At 64.7% G+C, this 15,020-nt stretch carries 12 protein-coding genes; 3 read left to right on the top strand and 9 right to left on the bottom strand.

From position 1 onward, the window contains the following. The first annotated feature begins 18 nt into the window (after positions 1–18). Both ACZY0Y_RS06050 and ACZY0Y_RS06045 read left to right on the top strand, forming a co-directional pair. Positions 19–792 carry an SDR family NAD(P)-dependent oxidoreductase gene (locus ACZY0Y_RS06050; RefSeq protein WP_024367975.1) on the top strand — a complete coding sequence of 258 codons (774 nt, stop codon included), beginning with the start codon at positions 19–21 and terminating at the stop codon, positions 790–792. 107 nt (positions 793–899) lie between these two features. Next, a complete protein-coding gene (locus ACZY0Y_RS06045; RefSeq protein WP_084507675.1) occupies positions 900–1,688 on the top strand; it encodes a FadR/GntR family transcriptional regulator in 789 nt (262 codons plus the stop codon). Positions 1,689–1,765: 77 nt separating this feature from the next. On the opposite strand, the gene ACZY0Y_RS06040 is transcribed toward ACZY0Y_RS06045, so the two are convergent. The 5 genes from ACZY0Y_RS06040 to ACZY0Y_RS06020 form a co-directional block, all read right to left on the bottom strand. Then, positions 1,766–3,190 carry an amidase gene (locus ACZY0Y_RS06040; RefSeq protein WP_463957096.1) on the bottom strand — a complete coding sequence of 475 codons (1,425 nt, stop codon included), beginning with the start codon at positions 3,188–3,190 and terminating at the stop codon, positions 1,766–1,768. 71 nt (positions 3,191–3,261) lie between these two features. Further along, complete coding sequence (locus ACZY0Y_RS06035; protein WP_463957095.1) at positions 3,262–5,148, bottom strand: dipeptide ABC transporter ATP-binding protein; 1,887 nt, start codon at positions 5,146–5,148, stop codon at positions 3,262–3,264. Positions 5,149–5,150: 2 nt separating this feature from the next. Then, positions 5,151–6,032 (bottom strand): ABC transporter permease, encoded by an 882-nt coding sequence (locus ACZY0Y_RS06030; protein WP_463885619.1) that lies wholly within the window; start codon positions 6,030–6,032, stop codon positions 5,151–5,153. Next, positions 6,032–6,979 carry an ABC transporter permease gene (locus tag ACZY0Y_RS06025; protein ID WP_463885621.1) on the bottom strand — a complete coding sequence of 316 codons (948 nt, stop codon included), beginning with the start codon at positions 6,977–6,979 and terminating at the stop codon, positions 6,032–6,034. The genes ACZY0Y_RS06030 and ACZY0Y_RS06025 overlap by 1 nt, the downstream gene beginning before the upstream one ends. A gap of 51 nt (positions 6,980–7,030) precedes the next feature. Continuing rightward, the gene (locus tag ACZY0Y_RS06020) at positions 7,031–8,548 is read right to left on the bottom strand and encodes an ABC transporter substrate-binding protein (protein WP_463885623.1); all 1,518 of its coding nucleotides are present in this window, start codon (positions 8,546–8,548) and stop codon (positions 7,031–7,033) included. A 204-nt stretch (positions 8,549–8,752) separates the two neighbouring features. Between ACZY0Y_RS06020 and ACZY0Y_RS06015 the strand changes: the two genes are divergently transcribed. Then, complete coding sequence (locus ACZY0Y_RS06015) at positions 8,753–9,520, top strand: FadR/GntR family transcriptional regulator (protein ID WP_463885625.1); 768 nt, start codon at positions 8,753–8,755, stop codon at positions 9,518–9,520. A gap of 88 nt (positions 9,521–9,608) precedes the next feature. Here ACZY0Y_RS06015 and ACZY0Y_RS06010 read toward each other — a convergent pair whose 3' ends face one another. The 4 genes from ACZY0Y_RS06010 to ACZY0Y_RS05995 all read right to left on the bottom strand — a co-directional run bounded on the left by ACZY0Y_RS06010 (position 9,609) and on the right by ACZY0Y_RS05995 (position 15,017). Beyond that, entirely contained in the window at positions 9,609–11,063 is a 1,455-nt protein-coding gene (locus ACZY0Y_RS06010; protein WP_463957094.1) for an amidase, read from the bottom strand. Beyond that, a complete protein-coding gene (locus ACZY0Y_RS06005) occupies positions 11,060–12,325 on the bottom strand; it encodes a M20 family metallo-hydrolase (protein ID WP_463885629.1) in 1,266 nt (421 codons plus the stop codon). Before ACZY0Y_RS06005 ends, ACZY0Y_RS06010 begins: the two co-directional genes overlap by 4 nt. Before the next feature lie 44 nt (positions 12,326–12,369). Then, a complete protein-coding gene (locus tag ACZY0Y_RS06000) occupies positions 12,370–13,734 on the bottom strand; it encodes an MFS transporter (RefSeq protein ID WP_463885631.1) in 1,365 nt (454 codons plus the stop codon). A gap of 365 nt (positions 13,735–14,099) precedes the next feature. Next, positions 14,100–15,017: a LysR substrate-binding domain-containing protein gene (locus ACZY0Y_RS05995; RefSeq protein ID WP_463957093.1), complete on the bottom strand. Its 918-nt coding sequence runs from the start codon at positions 15,015–15,017 to the stop codon at positions 14,100–14,102. Between the last annotated feature and the right edge of the window lie 3 nt (positions 15,018–15,020).

Raw genomic sequence — 15,020 nt, 5'->3', positions numbered from 1 at the left:
AACGAAGAGAGTCGTGCTTTGGATTACAGTCAGCTTTTCCACCTTTCTGGCCGCCGCATTATGGTGATCGGCAGCGGCAGCGGCATCGGCCGCGAGTCCGCACTGGCCCTCGGCGCGCACGGCGCGGCCGTCATCTGCGCGGACCGCGACGGCGCGACGGCCGCCGAGACCGCGGCAATGATCGGGAACAACGCCACTGCCATCACCTTGGACGTGCTGGACCATAAGGCCGTGGGCGCCGCCGCCCTGGAGTTCCGTGATATCGCGGCGCTCGTTTTCACCGCGGCGACCAATGTGCGAAAGCGCATCGCAGACTACACGATGGATGAGTTTGACCGTGTGGTGAACCTGAACCTGCGCGCCTCATTCAGCGTTATCCAGTCATTTGCGCCCGCAATGGCCGCGAACGGCGGCGGCAGCATCATCGGATTTGCCTCCATCCGTGCGGTCACTGTGGAACCGGGGCAAGGCGCCTACGCGGCCACCAAGGCCGGCCTCGTGCAGCTGTTGCGCACCGCAGCAGCCGAATATGGTCAGTCCGGTGTGCGTGTGAACGCCATCTCCCCGGGGGTGGTGGAGACTCCGCTGACCGCGCAGATCAAGGACAACGCCGAATGGTACGACGCGTACGCGAGCAAGAGCGCGTTGGGCCGCTGGTCCCGGCCGGAAGAGCTGGCCGGCGCCGTCGTCTACCTTGCCTCCGACGCCTCCAGCTTTGTCACCGGTTCTGTGCTCACGGTCGACGGCGGCTGGACTGCCGTCGACGGCCGCTTCGATCCGCCCGACGCCTAGGCGGACACGACAGGCCGCCCCGCGGCCGGCAGGGATCGCCACGGCCGGTGCAACGTCTTCTAGAATGACACCAGTAGATCATGTGCACCAGCTAAGGGAGATGGACAGTGGCCGATGCTGTACCCGCTGTGCCGCGCCCTAAACGCGCCTTCGAGGCGGTCGTCGATCATATTGAACAGGCCGTACTCCGCGGCGAGCTGAAGGCCGGAGACCGGCTCCCCAGCGAACGGGAATTGGTTACCCGTTTTGAGGTGGGACGCTCGTCGGTGCGGGAGGCCATGCGCGTGTTGGAAAGCGGCGGGATCGTCGCTTCCCGGCCAGGCGATCCGCGTGGGGCCGTGATCTTGGCTCCCACCGCAGCGCCACTCAGCAAACTCATGACCCGGCTGACGGTCTCAAGCAGCAGCAGCCTGGCCGATCTGCTCATCTATCGTATGACGCTTGAGTCGGCCGCAAATTCACTCGCTGCCTCCCGTCGCAGCGACGCCGATCTGCTCAGACTGGAAAAGGCCATGGCACGGATGCGCCATTGTGTGGCCCTGGGACGACGCGAGTTTAGCCGGGCCGACCTCGACTTCCATGACGTGGTCGCCTGGGCCAGCGGGAATGCCATGATCAAGGTTTCCGCCGAAGCGGTCCGGGACTCCATCGAAACTCTCATCGAAAGTTCCATCCGCGGCAGCGGTGACGACGACGAACTTATGCTGCGCACACTCTCCCACCACGCGGAAGTCTTCGCCGCGATCCGCGATCGGGACGCGCACCGCGCGGAATATCTCGCACGCAGCAGCCTTTTCGAGTACTACGGCCAGCTGCTCGCGGAAGACGACCGTGCGGCCCTGGCCGCGCTGGCATCCTTCGGGGCGCCGGTTCCCCACACCGCAGGCACCGACTAAGGCCACCCGGCGGGGCCCGGACTGCGTTGATGGTCGCAGGAGCCCTCCGCCGCGGAGGGCCCTGTGAGAGTCGCAGCCTAGTCCAGCGCCGCCCAGTTCGGCACCGCTGAAGCCGGGCGCACTGATTCGTACCAGGCTGCAGCGCGCAGGACCTTGGCGTCTGCGCCCACCGGGCCCGCCAGCTGCACCCCGATGGGGCGGCCGTCGGGGGTGAAGCCGCAGTTGACCGTGGCAGCGGGTTGTCCCGACATATTGAACGGCACAGTGAAGGCGATATGCGCCATGGTGCTATCTGGATCGTCAATCGGCATAGGCTGCTCGGCGGCAAAGGCTGCCATGGGCGCTACGGGCGAGAGAACGACGTCGAAGCCTGCCGTGGCGGTGATGGTCGCCTTCTGCATCCGGTCGATGCAGTTGAAGTGGCTTATGGTCGCGGCCCCATCGAAGCTGGCTCCACGGGAGCACCATCGGACAATGTAGGGCAGCACCAACGCCTGATGATCTCGCGGCAGGGCGCTGTAGTCCGCCCAGGATCGGGTTCGCCAGAAGTTGTCGAGGCCATCGAGCATGTCCTGGTTGATGAAGGCGTCCAGATGGGTAACCTCAGCGCCGTGCCGGGCGAAGACCTCCGCAACGGCTTCCACGGCCGCCAGAACTTCCGGGTCTGCGTCGGCGCCCGCCCCGGCATTGGTCTGGAGCGCCACCTTCATGCCTCTGATGTCAGCTCCGGCAATCCCGCCGTCAGGGTCCAGCCAGTTCATCGGAGGGTATGGGCGAGCCGTGTAATCGCGAATGTCGGGCCGGGCCAGCACGCTCATGAAGAGCGTCACGTCTGCTGTGGTGCGGGCCATCGGGCCTGCGGCCCGGCCAATATACGGGACGTCCAGCGGTATTAGGCCGGCGCTGGGCTTGATCGTGGCCAGACCCTGCCAGGTTCCGGGCAGCCGAACAGACCCTCCGATATCCGTTCCGACGTGCAGTGGGCCATATCCCGCCGCAGCGGCCGCGCCGGCGCCGGCGCTCGAGCCGCCCGTCGTCCAGGCGGGGTTCCAGGCGCTGCGTGTCACCCCATGCAGGCTTGAGACGCCAGAGGAAAGCATGCCCCAGTCCGGCATCGTGGTGGAACCCATGATGACGCCGCCACTCTCCAGGATGCGGTCCGTGATCGGCGCATTGACGGTCGGCACCCGCGGACGGGGAAGGGCAGTGCCGCTGGGCATGGGCACGCCCGCGCGGGCAACATTCTCTTTGACTGTGGTGGGAACGCCGTCAATCGCGCTCAGGGGGCTGCCCGTGCTCCAGCGATGCTCGCTTGCCCGCGCATCCCGGAGCGCTTCCTCGGGGTTGAACACGAAGAGCGCATTGAGCACCGGCTCACGCTCCTCGATCCGGCTGACCACGGCGGCGCAGACTTCCACGGGAGAGAGCTCCTTTGCCGCGTAGGCCGCGCCGAGATCCCGGGCGCTTAGAAGGTGGATTTCGGTGAAAAGGGTAGCGGCCATGGGTGGTTCCTCACGTCGTTCGCGGCGGGGGGTTCCCTTCGGAAAAGCCCCGGCCTTGGGTGCTGGAATATCTAGTGCTGCAGGGCAGCCTCACGGGCCGCCATTTCAGCCCGCAGGGACATGGTGGCACCAACCAGTGTGCGGGTGTACTCATGCTGCGGCCGCTCGTAGATCTGCTCCGTGCTCCCGCTTTCCACAATCTCCCCCGACCGCATGACCACCACGTTGTCGCAGATGTGCCGGACCACGCCCAGATCGTGGGAGACGAAGACCAGAGTCAGTTGGTACTGATCCACCAGATCGGAGAGCAGGTTCAGCACTTGGGCGCGGACGGAAACGTCCAGGGCGCTGACCGGTTCGTCCGCGACAAGGACCCGGGGTCTGCAGATCAGCGCGCGGGCGATTGAGATGCGCTGGCGCTGACCGCCGGAAAACTGATGCGGGAACCGCTCAGCAGAATCGGCTGGCAAATCCACTGCGGCGAGCATTTCCCGGACTTGCCGGCGCTGGAGTGCGTTGTTTACCCGTTTGCCCGGGGCCAGCAGCGGCTCGGCGATGATGTCTTCGACCCGCATCCGGGGGTTGAGCGAACCCATGGGATCCTGGAAAACGATCTGGAGTTCGCGGCGCAGCTCGATGAGTTGGCTCTCGCGCGCCCCTGCCACCTCGTTCCCGGCCACGCGCACGCTGCCTGCGCTGGGCTGGTCCAGCCCGGCCAGGATTCGCAGCAGTGTGGATTTGCCGGAACCGGATTCCCCCACTACCCCGAAACGCTGCCCGGCATGAACGTCAAACGAGATGCCACGCAGCGCATTCACCTCGCCGGGCTTCTTGAACAGCGACGTCCGGCCGCGCTCGTAAGTGCGCACCAGATTGTTGACGCTGATGATGGGTTCCGTGGCTGCCTCCTTGCCCGTCGACACCGCGGGTCCGCCGTCGTTCGGCTGCACGCCCAACTCGGAGCCGTCCCGCCGGCCCGAGGAGGGCGGGTGCTCGTCGACTCCGGCCCCGCCGGTCCGGGACTCCTCGGCCGCCCTGGCAGAGGTCTTGAGCCGCAATACGCTCGACGGAACCGTGGACAGGACATCCTGGATGCTTGGCGGAACATAGGCCGCGGCCGAGGCCACCGTGAACAGCCGTCCATTCTCATCTGAGGCGTCCAAGTCGGACGCCGCGAGCAATCCGCGCGTGTAGGGGTGCTGGGGGCGTGTAAAGACCTCCTCCGTGGAGCCCTCCTCCACCACGATGCCGCGGTTCATGACCAGGACACGGTCGCAGCCGTTGGCCACAACGGACAGGTCGTGTGTGATGAACAACAACCCCGTGCCGCGCAGCTGCACAGATTCAAGAATCAGATCCAGCACCTGCCGTTGGACCGTGACGTCCAGCGCCGTCGTCGGCTCATCGCAGAGCAGCAGCTCGGGGTCGTTGGCCAATGCCATTGCCAGCATGACGCGCTGGCGCTGACCGCCGGAGAGCTGGTGCGGGTAAGCCTTGGCTGCCTCGGCGGGGTCCGGCAGCTTGACGCTGGCCAGCAGCTGAACTGCCTTGTCCCGGGCCTCGCGGCGTCCGGACACTGTCTTGTGCTTAAGCATGACCTCGGCGACTTGAGGGCCAACCTTCATCAGCGGATTCAGGGCTGTGAGCGGCTCTTGGAATACCATCGTCATGTCGTTGCCGCGGATCCGGCACATCTGCCGGTCCGAGGCCGTGACCAGGTCCTCATCACGCCCGGCGAGCCGGACAGAGCCAGTGGCGTTGACGCCCGGTGGCAGCAAGCCCATCAGGGCCGTGGTGGTCATGGACTTGCCGGAGCCGGATTCTCCGATAAGCCCTACCCGCTCGCCGCGGTCCATGGTTAAGTTGAAGTCCCTCACCAGGGAACGGTCCTTCGTGGCGATATTGAGTCCGGTCACCTGCAACAACGGTCCGGTAGTTGGTTTCTTCGAGATGGGCACGCTTACCGTTCTCCATTCAGCTTCGGGTCAAAGCGGTCCCGCAGGCCGTCGCCCAGCAGGTTGAAGCCCAGTACCGCGACCGCAATCGCGGCACCCGGCCAGACGACAAGCATCGGGAAAGTGCCCAGGAACTGCTGCGATTCCTGCAGCATGCGCCCCCAGGATGGCACCGGCGGCGGCGTGCCGAGACCCAGGAAGGACAGCGCGGCCTCGGCCAGCACGGCGAGCGCGAAGGTAACAGAGCATTGCACCACCACCATCCCCGCGATGTTGGGCAGCACATGGCGGCGTGCGATGCGGAAGGCGCTTTGGCTTGAGGCCCTCGCAGCGAGGACATACTCGGTGCTCATCACCTGGAGGGTGCCGCTGCGGGCCACTCGGGCGAAGCCAGGGATTGAGCCGATGCCAATCGCGACCATCGCCGTCGTCGTGCTCGCGCCGAAGACGGCACCAAACATGATTGCAAGCAACAGCGCGGGGAAAGCCAGCAGAATGTCGGCCCCTCGCATCGTGATCTCTTCAGTGGCGCCGCCGCGCATTCCGGCGAGGATACCCAGCGGCGTGCCGACCACCACGGCGATTCCCACCGAGATGAGTCCCACCATTAGTGTGATTCGCGCGCCATAGAGAATGCCCGAGAAGACGTCGCGACCGAACTTGTCGGTGCCCATTAGGTGTAAGGCGCTGGAGCCTTGGAGCCGTTCTGCGGGGAAGGCCTTGACCGGGTCGTACGGGGTCCAGAACAGGGAAATTAATGCGGCAAGGACGACGATGACCACGATTGTGGTTCCTACCGCCAAAGTCGCCGAGAGCCTCCGGAGGGGACGCCTGACGACGGCATCCGACTCCCCGGGAGGCGATGCAATGTCGGTGGACTGGGACATTAGGCCTTCTTCCGAATACGCGGGTCCAGGACTGTGTAGAGCAGATCGACCACCAGGTTGATGATGAGCGTGATAGCCACTAGCACCATGACGACCGATTGAACGGTGAGCATGTCGCGGTTGCCTACGGCGTCCAGCAGCATGGAACCTAGGCCGGGGATGACGAAGACGCGCTCCACGACGACGGCCCCGACGATCAGCGCGGCCAATTGCACGCTCGTCACGGTCAAGACCGGGATCGAGGCGTTGCGCAGGCCGTGGCGCACCAGGGCCTCCAACGGTCCCAGGCCTTTGGCCCGTGCCGTTCGCAGATAGTCTTCGCTCATGACCTCCAGGACCGCGGAGCGTACATACCGGGTCAGGATCGCTCCCTGCACGGAAGCCAGGGCCGCAACGGGGAGGACGAGGCGACGCAGGAAGTCCCCGAAGTCCTCGCCAGGCGGGGTCCAGCCGTTAGAAGGGAGCCACCCCAGCCCCACGGCGAATACTACGACGAGCAGGATGCCGGCCAGGAAGCCGGGAATGGCAACACCCAGCTGGCTCATTGCGCTGATCAGGACACCGCTGGGCTGCCGGTGCCGTACAGCGGCCAAGGTGCCGAAAGGAATCGCGATGAGCAGGGCCACGACCATGGACAGCATCACCAGGATCAGGCTCACCTGAACGCGGTCCGCGATCATCGGGCTGATATCTTGCCGCGTGACGAAGGAGACGCCGAAGTTGCCCTGCGGCAGGCCCGTGACCCAGTCGACGTACTGGACTGACAAGGGCCGGTCCGTGCCGAGCTGCCTTCGGGTCTCCTCGAGAAGCTCTGGTGAGGCATTGACGCCGAGGGCGATCTGCGCTGGGTCACCCGGGATGGCGCGCATGAGCAGGAACACCGCCACCGTGGCCGCAAAAAAGGTCACGATAAACCTGCTCAGGTTAACTAATAGCCGTACTACCATCCCGGCCCCCTTTCTAGAGCTCTACCGCTTGGTTGCGGACGTTCGGGCGTGTTACTTCCAGCCGGTTGCGGTGAGATCAAGAGCCTCGGTGACTGAATTGGCGGGTAGGCCGGTCACGTCGGCCTTGGCTACTACCAGGTTCGGAAAAAGGAAGAGGACATTGGCGGGGGCATCCGCGGTAATCGTGCGGACCACCTGTTTCATGCCGGCCACATATCCGGCCTGATCCGCCGCGTCAGCCGCTGCGGCGACGTCCTTGATCTTGGAATTGTCGTAACCGATGTAGTAGTCCGGGTTATTAAAGACCGTCAGCAGATCCCGGCTCTCAACGGCCAGCACCACCGACATTTGGTAGTCGTGCTTAGTGAAGACCTTGTCGAGCCACACAGCGGGGAATTCCGCCGTCTCAATCTTGGCGTTAATGCCGACCTCTGCGAGCTGGGATACAACAATTTGGGATACGGCATTGGCGTAGGGCCGAGTGGGGACAGTGAAGGTGATCTGCAGGTTTTCCGCGCCCGCATCTTTGAGCAACTGCTTAGCCTTAGCTGGATCGTAGGGGTATGCGTCGTTGTGATCCTCGTAGTACGGGTCGGTTGGCGGAACCGGGGCACCCAGCAGGGTACCGTACCCGCTCCAGGCGGTATCTAGAACGGCTTTTCGGTCGAGCGCGTACATGACGGCCTGGCGGACCCGCACGTCGTTGAACGGCGCCACCTTGTTGTTCATGGTTAGCTCCACCTTGCCATTGGACGTGCCTTCCAAAATCTGGAAGGCCTTGTCCTGCTCAAAGGTGGGCAGCAGTTCCGGTGCCTGCATGTTGTAGACGACGTCCACGTCGCCCGAACGCAGGGCATTGGTGGTGGCCGTTGCATCGGCGAAGTAGCGCAGGGTAACTGTCTTAACCTTTGGTGCGGTCCCCCAGTAGCTGTCCCGGGCGGCCATCTTGATCGCCTCTCCCCGCTTCCATGACTCAATGGTGAACGGGCCGGTCCCGATGGCAGTGTTGGCTAGATCCCCCACACCAGAGGGGTCAAACATGGCACCCACCGGGGTGCCGAGATCGAAAAGCCAAGCGTTGCTGGGTCTGCTCAGAACAACTGTCACCTCCGTGTCGCTCACGACATTGACGGCGTCCACGACGTCCATCTTCTTCTTGAGGCTGGAGACCCACGAAGATTTGACGCGTTCCAAGCTGAACTTGACGTCCTCAGCAGTGAACGCCTCGCCGTTCGAGAACTTGACATCCTTGCGCAGCTTAAAGGTGTAGCTCCTACGGTCATCGCTCAAGGTCCAGGACTCGGCCAGCGACGGTTGGATCTTGCCCTGCTGATCGATCTTCACGAGGCCCTCGTAGACGTTCGCCATCAGAGCCTGCGGGATTGCGGCGCCCGCCGTCTTGGTGAAATCCAAGTTGCTCGGCTCGCCCGTCAACGCAACCGTCAGCGAGGTCTTGGCGTCAGCCTTGTTAGTGGATCCTGCGCTTGAGCCGGCCGAACAGGCCGTCAGGGACATGGAGGCTGCTGCAAGGACGGCGGCGGCCGTTTTGAAACGCTTCGAGCTGCGCATATGGGCTCTCCTTCGGCGATGGGGGTATCTGCGGTGGAAGAAACGGTGTGACCTGCATAACATGAAACTAGATCGACCTTACTACCAGTTCACTGGTCTGACCAGTGAACTGGGTAAACGAGTTAATCACGTCAATTTGGGTCCGGGTGAGCCGTATGCTTTCCTCAAGCCAGCACCCGAGGTGGCCCTGCCGAAGGATTTCAAATGAACAACGTGACATTCACACCTGCCGTTGCGGTCCTGACATACGAACGCGTCGTGGAACAGATCGAGCACGCCATCGTCGCCGGGGATATACAGCCGGGCCAGCGACTGGCCAGTGAACGAGAGCTCATGGTGCAGTTCTCCGTCAGCCGCCCGACAATCCGGGAGGCCCTGCGTGTCCTTCAGGCCCAGGGACTGATCGCCTCCAAGCATGGCGGGCGAGGCGGACCCGAGGTTCTGGCTCCCTCCCCCGAAACCCTGACCCGGTCTTTCACCACGATGGCGCGCGTCGCGTCGCATTCACTCTCGGAGCTGGTCCAGTTCCGCATCGTGCTGGAAAGCTCGGCCTGCCAGCTCGCCGCCGCCCTGCACACACCCGAGCAGCTCAGTGCGATGCGCGAGGCGATCGGGCGGATGGAAGCGGAGGTCACCAACGGCTCGGACAGCTTCAACCGCGCCGATCTGGACTTCCACGCGAGCATCTGGGCGGCAAGCCACAACGACCTTCTGCAGATCTGCGGCCAAGCCGTTTCCGGCTCCATCCTTAACCTCATGGACGACCGGATGGGCCGCGCCTCGAACAAGAGCCGGGCCATGCAAGAATCCCTGGAGCGAGACCGTGCCATCTTTGCCGCCATCGCGGAGGGCAATAGCGCCGCCGCCGGCGACTCCGCGCGCAATGCAATCGCCTCTTATTTCGAGCAGTACCTGAACGACGAGGGCACAAGGGGCCTACAGGCTCTCGGCGCCGTGATCGACCCCCAATAGGACGTTTGGTGGTTGCCTGGACTTTGAATTGACGCAGCCAAGACGTCTCCGGATTTGGTCTGCATGACATAGAGGGCGGCCATGAGATTCAGATCATGACTCGTGACTCACCCAGCCCAAGGAGGCTGGGCCGGCGGTCCGCCCATGGCCGTAATTCCTCGACGGCAGCACCCACCGCGAAGACCGTCGCGTCATCGAACGGATGGCCCACAATCTGGACCCCCGTGGGGATGCCGCAGTCGGCCATGCCGCTTGGCACCGCGAGTACCGGGCAGCGGTTGGTGATGTTGAAGGGTGCCGTCATATGGCCCTGCCAGTAGTGGTCAAGCCGCACACCGTCCGCGGCCTCGATCCCGTCAAGGTACATTCCGTCGGCATCGAGGGCAGCGACGGCGGACGCCGGGCAGATCAGGGCGTCGAAGCCGTCCATCGCCGCGGCAAGCTCGGCCTGGATGCGGGTTTCCGCCCGGATCCCGTCGATGAAGCGGTTCTCCCCGGCCGCTTTGCGCGCGTCGGTCATGAATCGCCGGGTGTAGTCGGCAAGAAGCTCGGGTGCTTCAGCGGTCTCGTCTTCCATGGCCGGGCCCAGAAGATAGCCGAAATGGATAAACATCGTCCGGCTGATCTCCTCCGTGGTCCAGGGCAGGCCGATCTCCTCCACCACGGCACCCGCTGAGCGCAGGGCAGACGCCACGGCGCGCGTGTTGGCCTCCACGTCCGCGGCCACCGGGTAGTTCCCCAGCCGGACGCACAACGCGATCCGCAGGCCGGCCACCGCGGCGGCTCCAGCGGCCGGCGCGGAAAACGCCAGTCCGCCGTCGAGCGACGCGTGGTCCCCGGGATGCCGGCCGGCCATGACGTTTGCCAGGAGGGCCGTGTCTGCTACGGTCCGTGCCATCGGGCCGTCACCGCGGTAATGGTCCGCGGAGAGCGGCGCCAGGCCGGGAATCCGTCCGTAGGGCGCCTTGTAGCCGACAGTCCCGGTGAATGACGCCGGGAGCCGCGTTGAGCCGGCGATGTCGGAGGCCGTGGCGAGCGGCGCGAGTCCGGCGGCCAGCGCCGCCCCCGAGCCGCCCGAGGAGCCGCCCGGGGAGTACTGCGGATTCCAGGGGTTGCGGGTGACACCCCACAAGGGGCTATGCGTGACCGTGGCGCAGCTGTATTCCGGTGTTGTGGTGCGGGCATGAATGATTCCGCCTGCACGCCGGATCCGTTCGATGACGGGGTGGTCCGCCGTGGCACGATCCGCCTTCCGGGCGACCAGCCCCTGCGAGAGTGTGCGCCCCTTGAGCCCGTGCTTCTCCTTGGCCGCTACCGGCAATCCGAGCAGTGGCGTCAGGTCGCGGCCGCGGGCGTAGCTGGCGGCCGCCTGCCGGGCGACAGGGAGTGCTTCCTCGAACAGGGTTTCCGTCAGGGCATTGATGCCCCCGTTGACGGCTTCCGTCCTCGCGGCCACTGCTTCCAGCAGTTCGACGGGTGAGAGCTCCCTAGTCCGGAAAAGCCGCAGTGCCGTCGTGGCGTCGAGGTAGTGCAGTTCCGTCATGCCAGGACCGCAGCCGGCAGGGCGGCGGATTCGGCGAGGGCCCCGCCGATGAGCTGGCGGGCGACTCCGGTGAGCATGTCCACTCCGGTCACCATGTCGGCGTCGGTGGTGAATTCGCGCTCACAGTGGGATACGCCGTCCACACTGGGGATGAACAGCATGACGGACGGCGCCACGGTGTTTATGGCAACAGAATCGTGGCCCGCCATGGTCTGGATGCGCCGCGAGGAGAGGCCCAGGTCGGCGGCCACTTTGTCCGCGAGTTCCAACCCGGCCTCGGGAAAGCGGCGGATGGGGCGGATGTCAAAGTCCGTGACATTGACCTTGATGTCGTGCGCGCGGGCCAGCGCGTCGATGTCCGCAAGGAGCTTGGCGCGGGCTGCCTGGACGATGTCCGGATCGCCCGAGCGAAGGTCGGCTACGAGATGCACTCTGCGCGCCACGACGATGGGTGAGTTCGGTTCAAGGGTTAGCTGGCCCACGGACGAGACGAGGGCCTCGTCTGCGAAATCCTGGGTGACATCGTGGACCATGAGGATGATCTTGGACGCCGCCACCAGGGCGTCATGCCGGTCGGCCATGGCAGTGGCTCCGGTGTGCGACTGTTCGCCCAGCACTTCAATGTCCAGCTTCTGGGTGTACCAACTGCTGTCGACTAGGCCGATCGTGATCCCCTCCCGCTCCAGGATCCGGCCCTGCTCGATGTGGATTTCGGCGTAGCTGGCGACATCAGGTCCCTCGGATGTGCCGAGGTACCCGATGCCTTCCAGCGCGTCGCGGACGGTGATGCCCTGCAGGTCGGCGACGTCCAGCATCCGCTCCCGCGGCAGCAATCCGGCGAAGACCGAGCTTCCCATGATGCTCGGGGCGAAACGGCCGCCCTCCTCGTTGAACCAGTTCACCACCGCCAGGTTGAACCGAGGTGCCGCGCCGCCCTCGGCGACCTCGGCCTCGAGCCGCCGGGCCGCGTGCATCGCGGCGATGACACCATATGCTCCGTCGAATCGCCCGCCGAGCGGCTGGCTGTCCAGATGCGAGCCGATGAGCACATACGGCGCCCCCGGTGTCCACTCCAGCAGCCCGAACATGTTGCCGATTCCGTCCACCCGAAGTTCCCATCCGGCGTCGTGCACCCACGTGGAGAACCAGTTTCGCGTCTGCGCGTCCTCCGCCGTGGCGGCCTGGCGGTCAACACCGCTCTGGGAGGTGGCGCCGATGGTCGCGACGTGGTGGAAGTCTTGAAGGAAAGCTGCTGAGTTCATGGGAAGTCCTTTGTGTGATGCGGTGGCGGGGAACAGGCGGCGGCTTAGCCCATGCGCCCGCGGGTCTCGGGAACCTTGGTGAACAGCACCAGGAGGAGCACGACGAGGGCGGCGGCCGCCATGTAGAAGCCGGGGGCGTGGGGCACGCCGGTGCCCCCGACGAGGGCCGTGCCGATGAACGGTGCGGTGCCGCCGAAGAGTGCATAGGCGCCGTTGTAGCTGATGGCGGCGGAGGTGAAACGCGTCCGGGTCGTGAAGATCTCGACGAAGAAGGTGTAGCAACCGCCGCCGTAGATGCAGAGCGCGACTACGAAGAGCGCCTGACCCAGCAGAGCGAGGGGCAGGCTGCCGCTCGTGACAAGCATGAAGCTCGGAACCGAGCACAGGGCCAACGCGGCGGAACCTGCAATGAGCATCGGTTTACGGCCGAATCGGTCGCTGAGCCGGCCGCCGATGGGAAGCAAAACGGCGTAGAGGGCCAGTGCTGCGGCATTGGCCATCAGCGATTGCTCTCGGCTCAGGTGACCGGTGGTCTGGACGTAGGACACGAAGTAGGCCGAGAGGAAGTAGAAGCCCATCGCGGTGAGACCCATAACGAACATGACCTGCACCATGCGGAGCCTGTTTTCGCGGAAAGACTCCCGGACCGGGCTGAATTCCTTGGTCTGTGCGGCCTTGGCCTCGTTGAACGCGTCGCTTTCCACGGTGCGGCTGCGAATCCACACGCCGAAGAGGGCCAGTGGCAATGCCAGCAGGAACGGCACGCGCCATCCCCACGCCATGAATTCTTCGTTCGGCATGGACTGGCTGAGGATGAGGATCATCGAACCGGCTACGACGGAGGGCAGCGCCGTGGCGGCGATGGTGATGTTGAGCCAGAACCCGCGGCTCTTGACGGGGGCGTGCTCGAAGACAAAGGACGGCGCCCCCACGGATTCGCCGCCGGCGGAGAAGCCCTGGATGAGGCGGCAGAGGACCAGCAGGACAGGTGCCCAGGCGCCGATCTGGCCGTAGGTCGGGAGGAGCCCCATCAGTGCGGTTGCCCCGCCGATGGCGATGAGTGTGATGGTCAGGACACGGCGGCGGCCGATCCTGTCGCCGAGGGCGCCGAAAAACAAACCGCCGATGGGGCGGACAACGAACGCTACGCCGAACGTCGCGAAGGTGGCCAGCAGCGCCGTGACGGGATTGCTGCCCGGAAAGAACAGCTGCGAGAAGATGACGGCGGTAAGGCCGTAGAGAGTGAAGTCGTAAAACTCGATGAACTGGCCGATGCTGCCACCCGCCAGAACCCGCTTCTGCATCTTGCTGATGCGTGGGGTTGCGGGGGCGGAGGCCTGGTCCTGGGCAGTTGTCGTCAGCGCGGCTCCGGGGAGCGGTGGCTGGTCCTTGATGTCGTTGATCGTCATGACAGCCACGCTAGAGGCGCCATGTTTCCGAAGCCCTGTGGCGCGTTACGGCCCAGGGAAATGAATTCAGCCGTTGTTACCGCGGTGTTGCCGCCCTGGCCGTGTCTGGATACGTTGCGGACACATGGGGCGTGAATCGGAACCATTGAATCTCCTTTGATCAGCGTGGCGTTCAAGCTCAAGGATTCGGCCTAGGCCGTCGCTGCGGGGATTTTCTCGCTGGAGGGACTCCGGCATCACCGCACTGCAGCAACTGTGTGTGATCCGCCTCACATCTGTCCAATTGATAGTTTTTGGCGAATCAATCGATTTTGTCGATGCGTAATTTTGGGGTTTGCGGCCCCAGTGCTGCCCTCATTGCCCGGCTAGTGCCGAGCGGCGCCATAAAGACGGATGCACGTCTGTTCAAAGGCGAGCGCCCTGCGGGTCGGGGTGACTCCCTCCGGCCGGACCAGCATCACTTCGATCGGGGGGAAATCGTCGGTCAGGGTGAGCGCCACAACCCGTCCCCCGGAATACGTCAGGTCGCTGTGGAGTCGCTGGTTGAGCATCGCGTACCCGTGGCCCTTCGCCACAAATGACCGGACCGTTTCATAACCGGCGAATCGGTGCCGCACATTGGGTGTCACTCCGGCGATGGCGTAGAGCTGCTCGTAGTATTCGCGGCTGTGCGGCAGGTCCAGCACCACCGATGGTTCGCCGTCGAGATCCTTCAGCGCGATGCTCCGCTCGGGGCTGGACGCTGCGGGATGCTCGGCGTGGACCAGCACGTGGGGCGGCACCCGCTCCAGCACGGTGCTGGTGAACCCTCGGCCCAGACCGAGGCCGTACATCAGGGCCACATCGCACTGCCCTTCCAGCAGGGCGGTCTGCAGGCTCGCCAGGTCAGCTTCGAGGAACGAGACCTCGACTCCCGGATGTTGGCGTTCGAAGGTCTGAAGAATTGCCGGGAGCCTGAACGGTGCCAGCGGCGAAAAGACGCCGACTTTGAGCTCGCCGACGAGGCTCGTCGCAAGCCCCCGGGCCGACTCGTACAGGGAATCGGCATGTTCCAGCAGCACCTTGATGTCCTGGGCCAACTGCCGGCCTGACGGCGTCAGCCGCAGGCCACGCGCCCGCAGGCGAACAAACAACTGCGTGGCCAGGCTGGCTTCAAGCTGGGCCATCGCGGTGGAGAGGGTGGACTGGGTAACGAGCAGCCGTTCGGCCGCAGCCGTCATATTTTCGAGCTCTGCCACCACCGCGAAATACCGAAGCTGGGTCAGGGTAAAGGGCTTCGCCATTCG

The organism is Pseudarthrobacter kochi (assembly GCF_055412805.1).
Note: the sequence above shows the minus strand (reverse complement) of the source record. Positions and strands in the feature narration are given on the sequence as shown.

Excerpts from the sequence above, each read along its gene's own strand:
- ACZY0Y_RS06040 (WP_463957096.1), bottom strand. The coding sequence starts at position 3,190 with ATGGCCGCTACCCTTTTCACCGAAATCCACCTTCTAAGCGCCCGGGAT.
- ACZY0Y_RS06030 (WP_463885619.1), bottom strand. The coding sequence starts at position 6,032 with ATGTCCCAGTCCACCGACATTGCATCGCCTCCCGGGGAGTCGGATGCC.
- ACZY0Y_RS06025 (WP_463885621.1), bottom strand. The coding sequence starts at position 6,979 with ATGGTAGTACGGCTATTAGTTAACCTGAGCAGGTTTATCGTGACCTTT.
- ACZY0Y_RS06020 (WP_463885623.1), bottom strand. The coding sequence starts at position 8,548 with ATGCGCAGCTCGAAGCGTTTCAAAACGGCCGCCGCCGTCCTTGCAGCA.
- ACZY0Y_RS06015 (WP_463885625.1), top strand. The coding sequence starts at position 8,753 with ATGAACAACGTGACATTCACACCTGCCGTTGCGGTCCTGACATACGAA.
- ACZY0Y_RS06010 (WP_463957094.1), bottom strand. The coding sequence starts at position 11,063 with ATGACGGAACTGCACTACCTCGACGCCACGACGGCACTGCGGCTTTTC.
- ACZY0Y_RS06005 (WP_463885629.1), bottom strand. The coding sequence starts at position 12,325 with ATGAACTCAGCAGCTTTCCTTCAAGACTTCCACCACGTCGCGACCATC.
- ACZY0Y_RS06000 (WP_463885631.1), bottom strand. The coding sequence starts at position 13,734 with ATGACGATCAACGACATCAAGGACCAGCCACCGCTCCCCGGAGCCGCG.
- ACZY0Y_RS05995 (WP_463957093.1), bottom strand. The coding sequence starts at position 15,017 with ATGGCGAAGCCCTTTACCCTGACCCAGCTTCGGTATTTCGCGGTGGTG.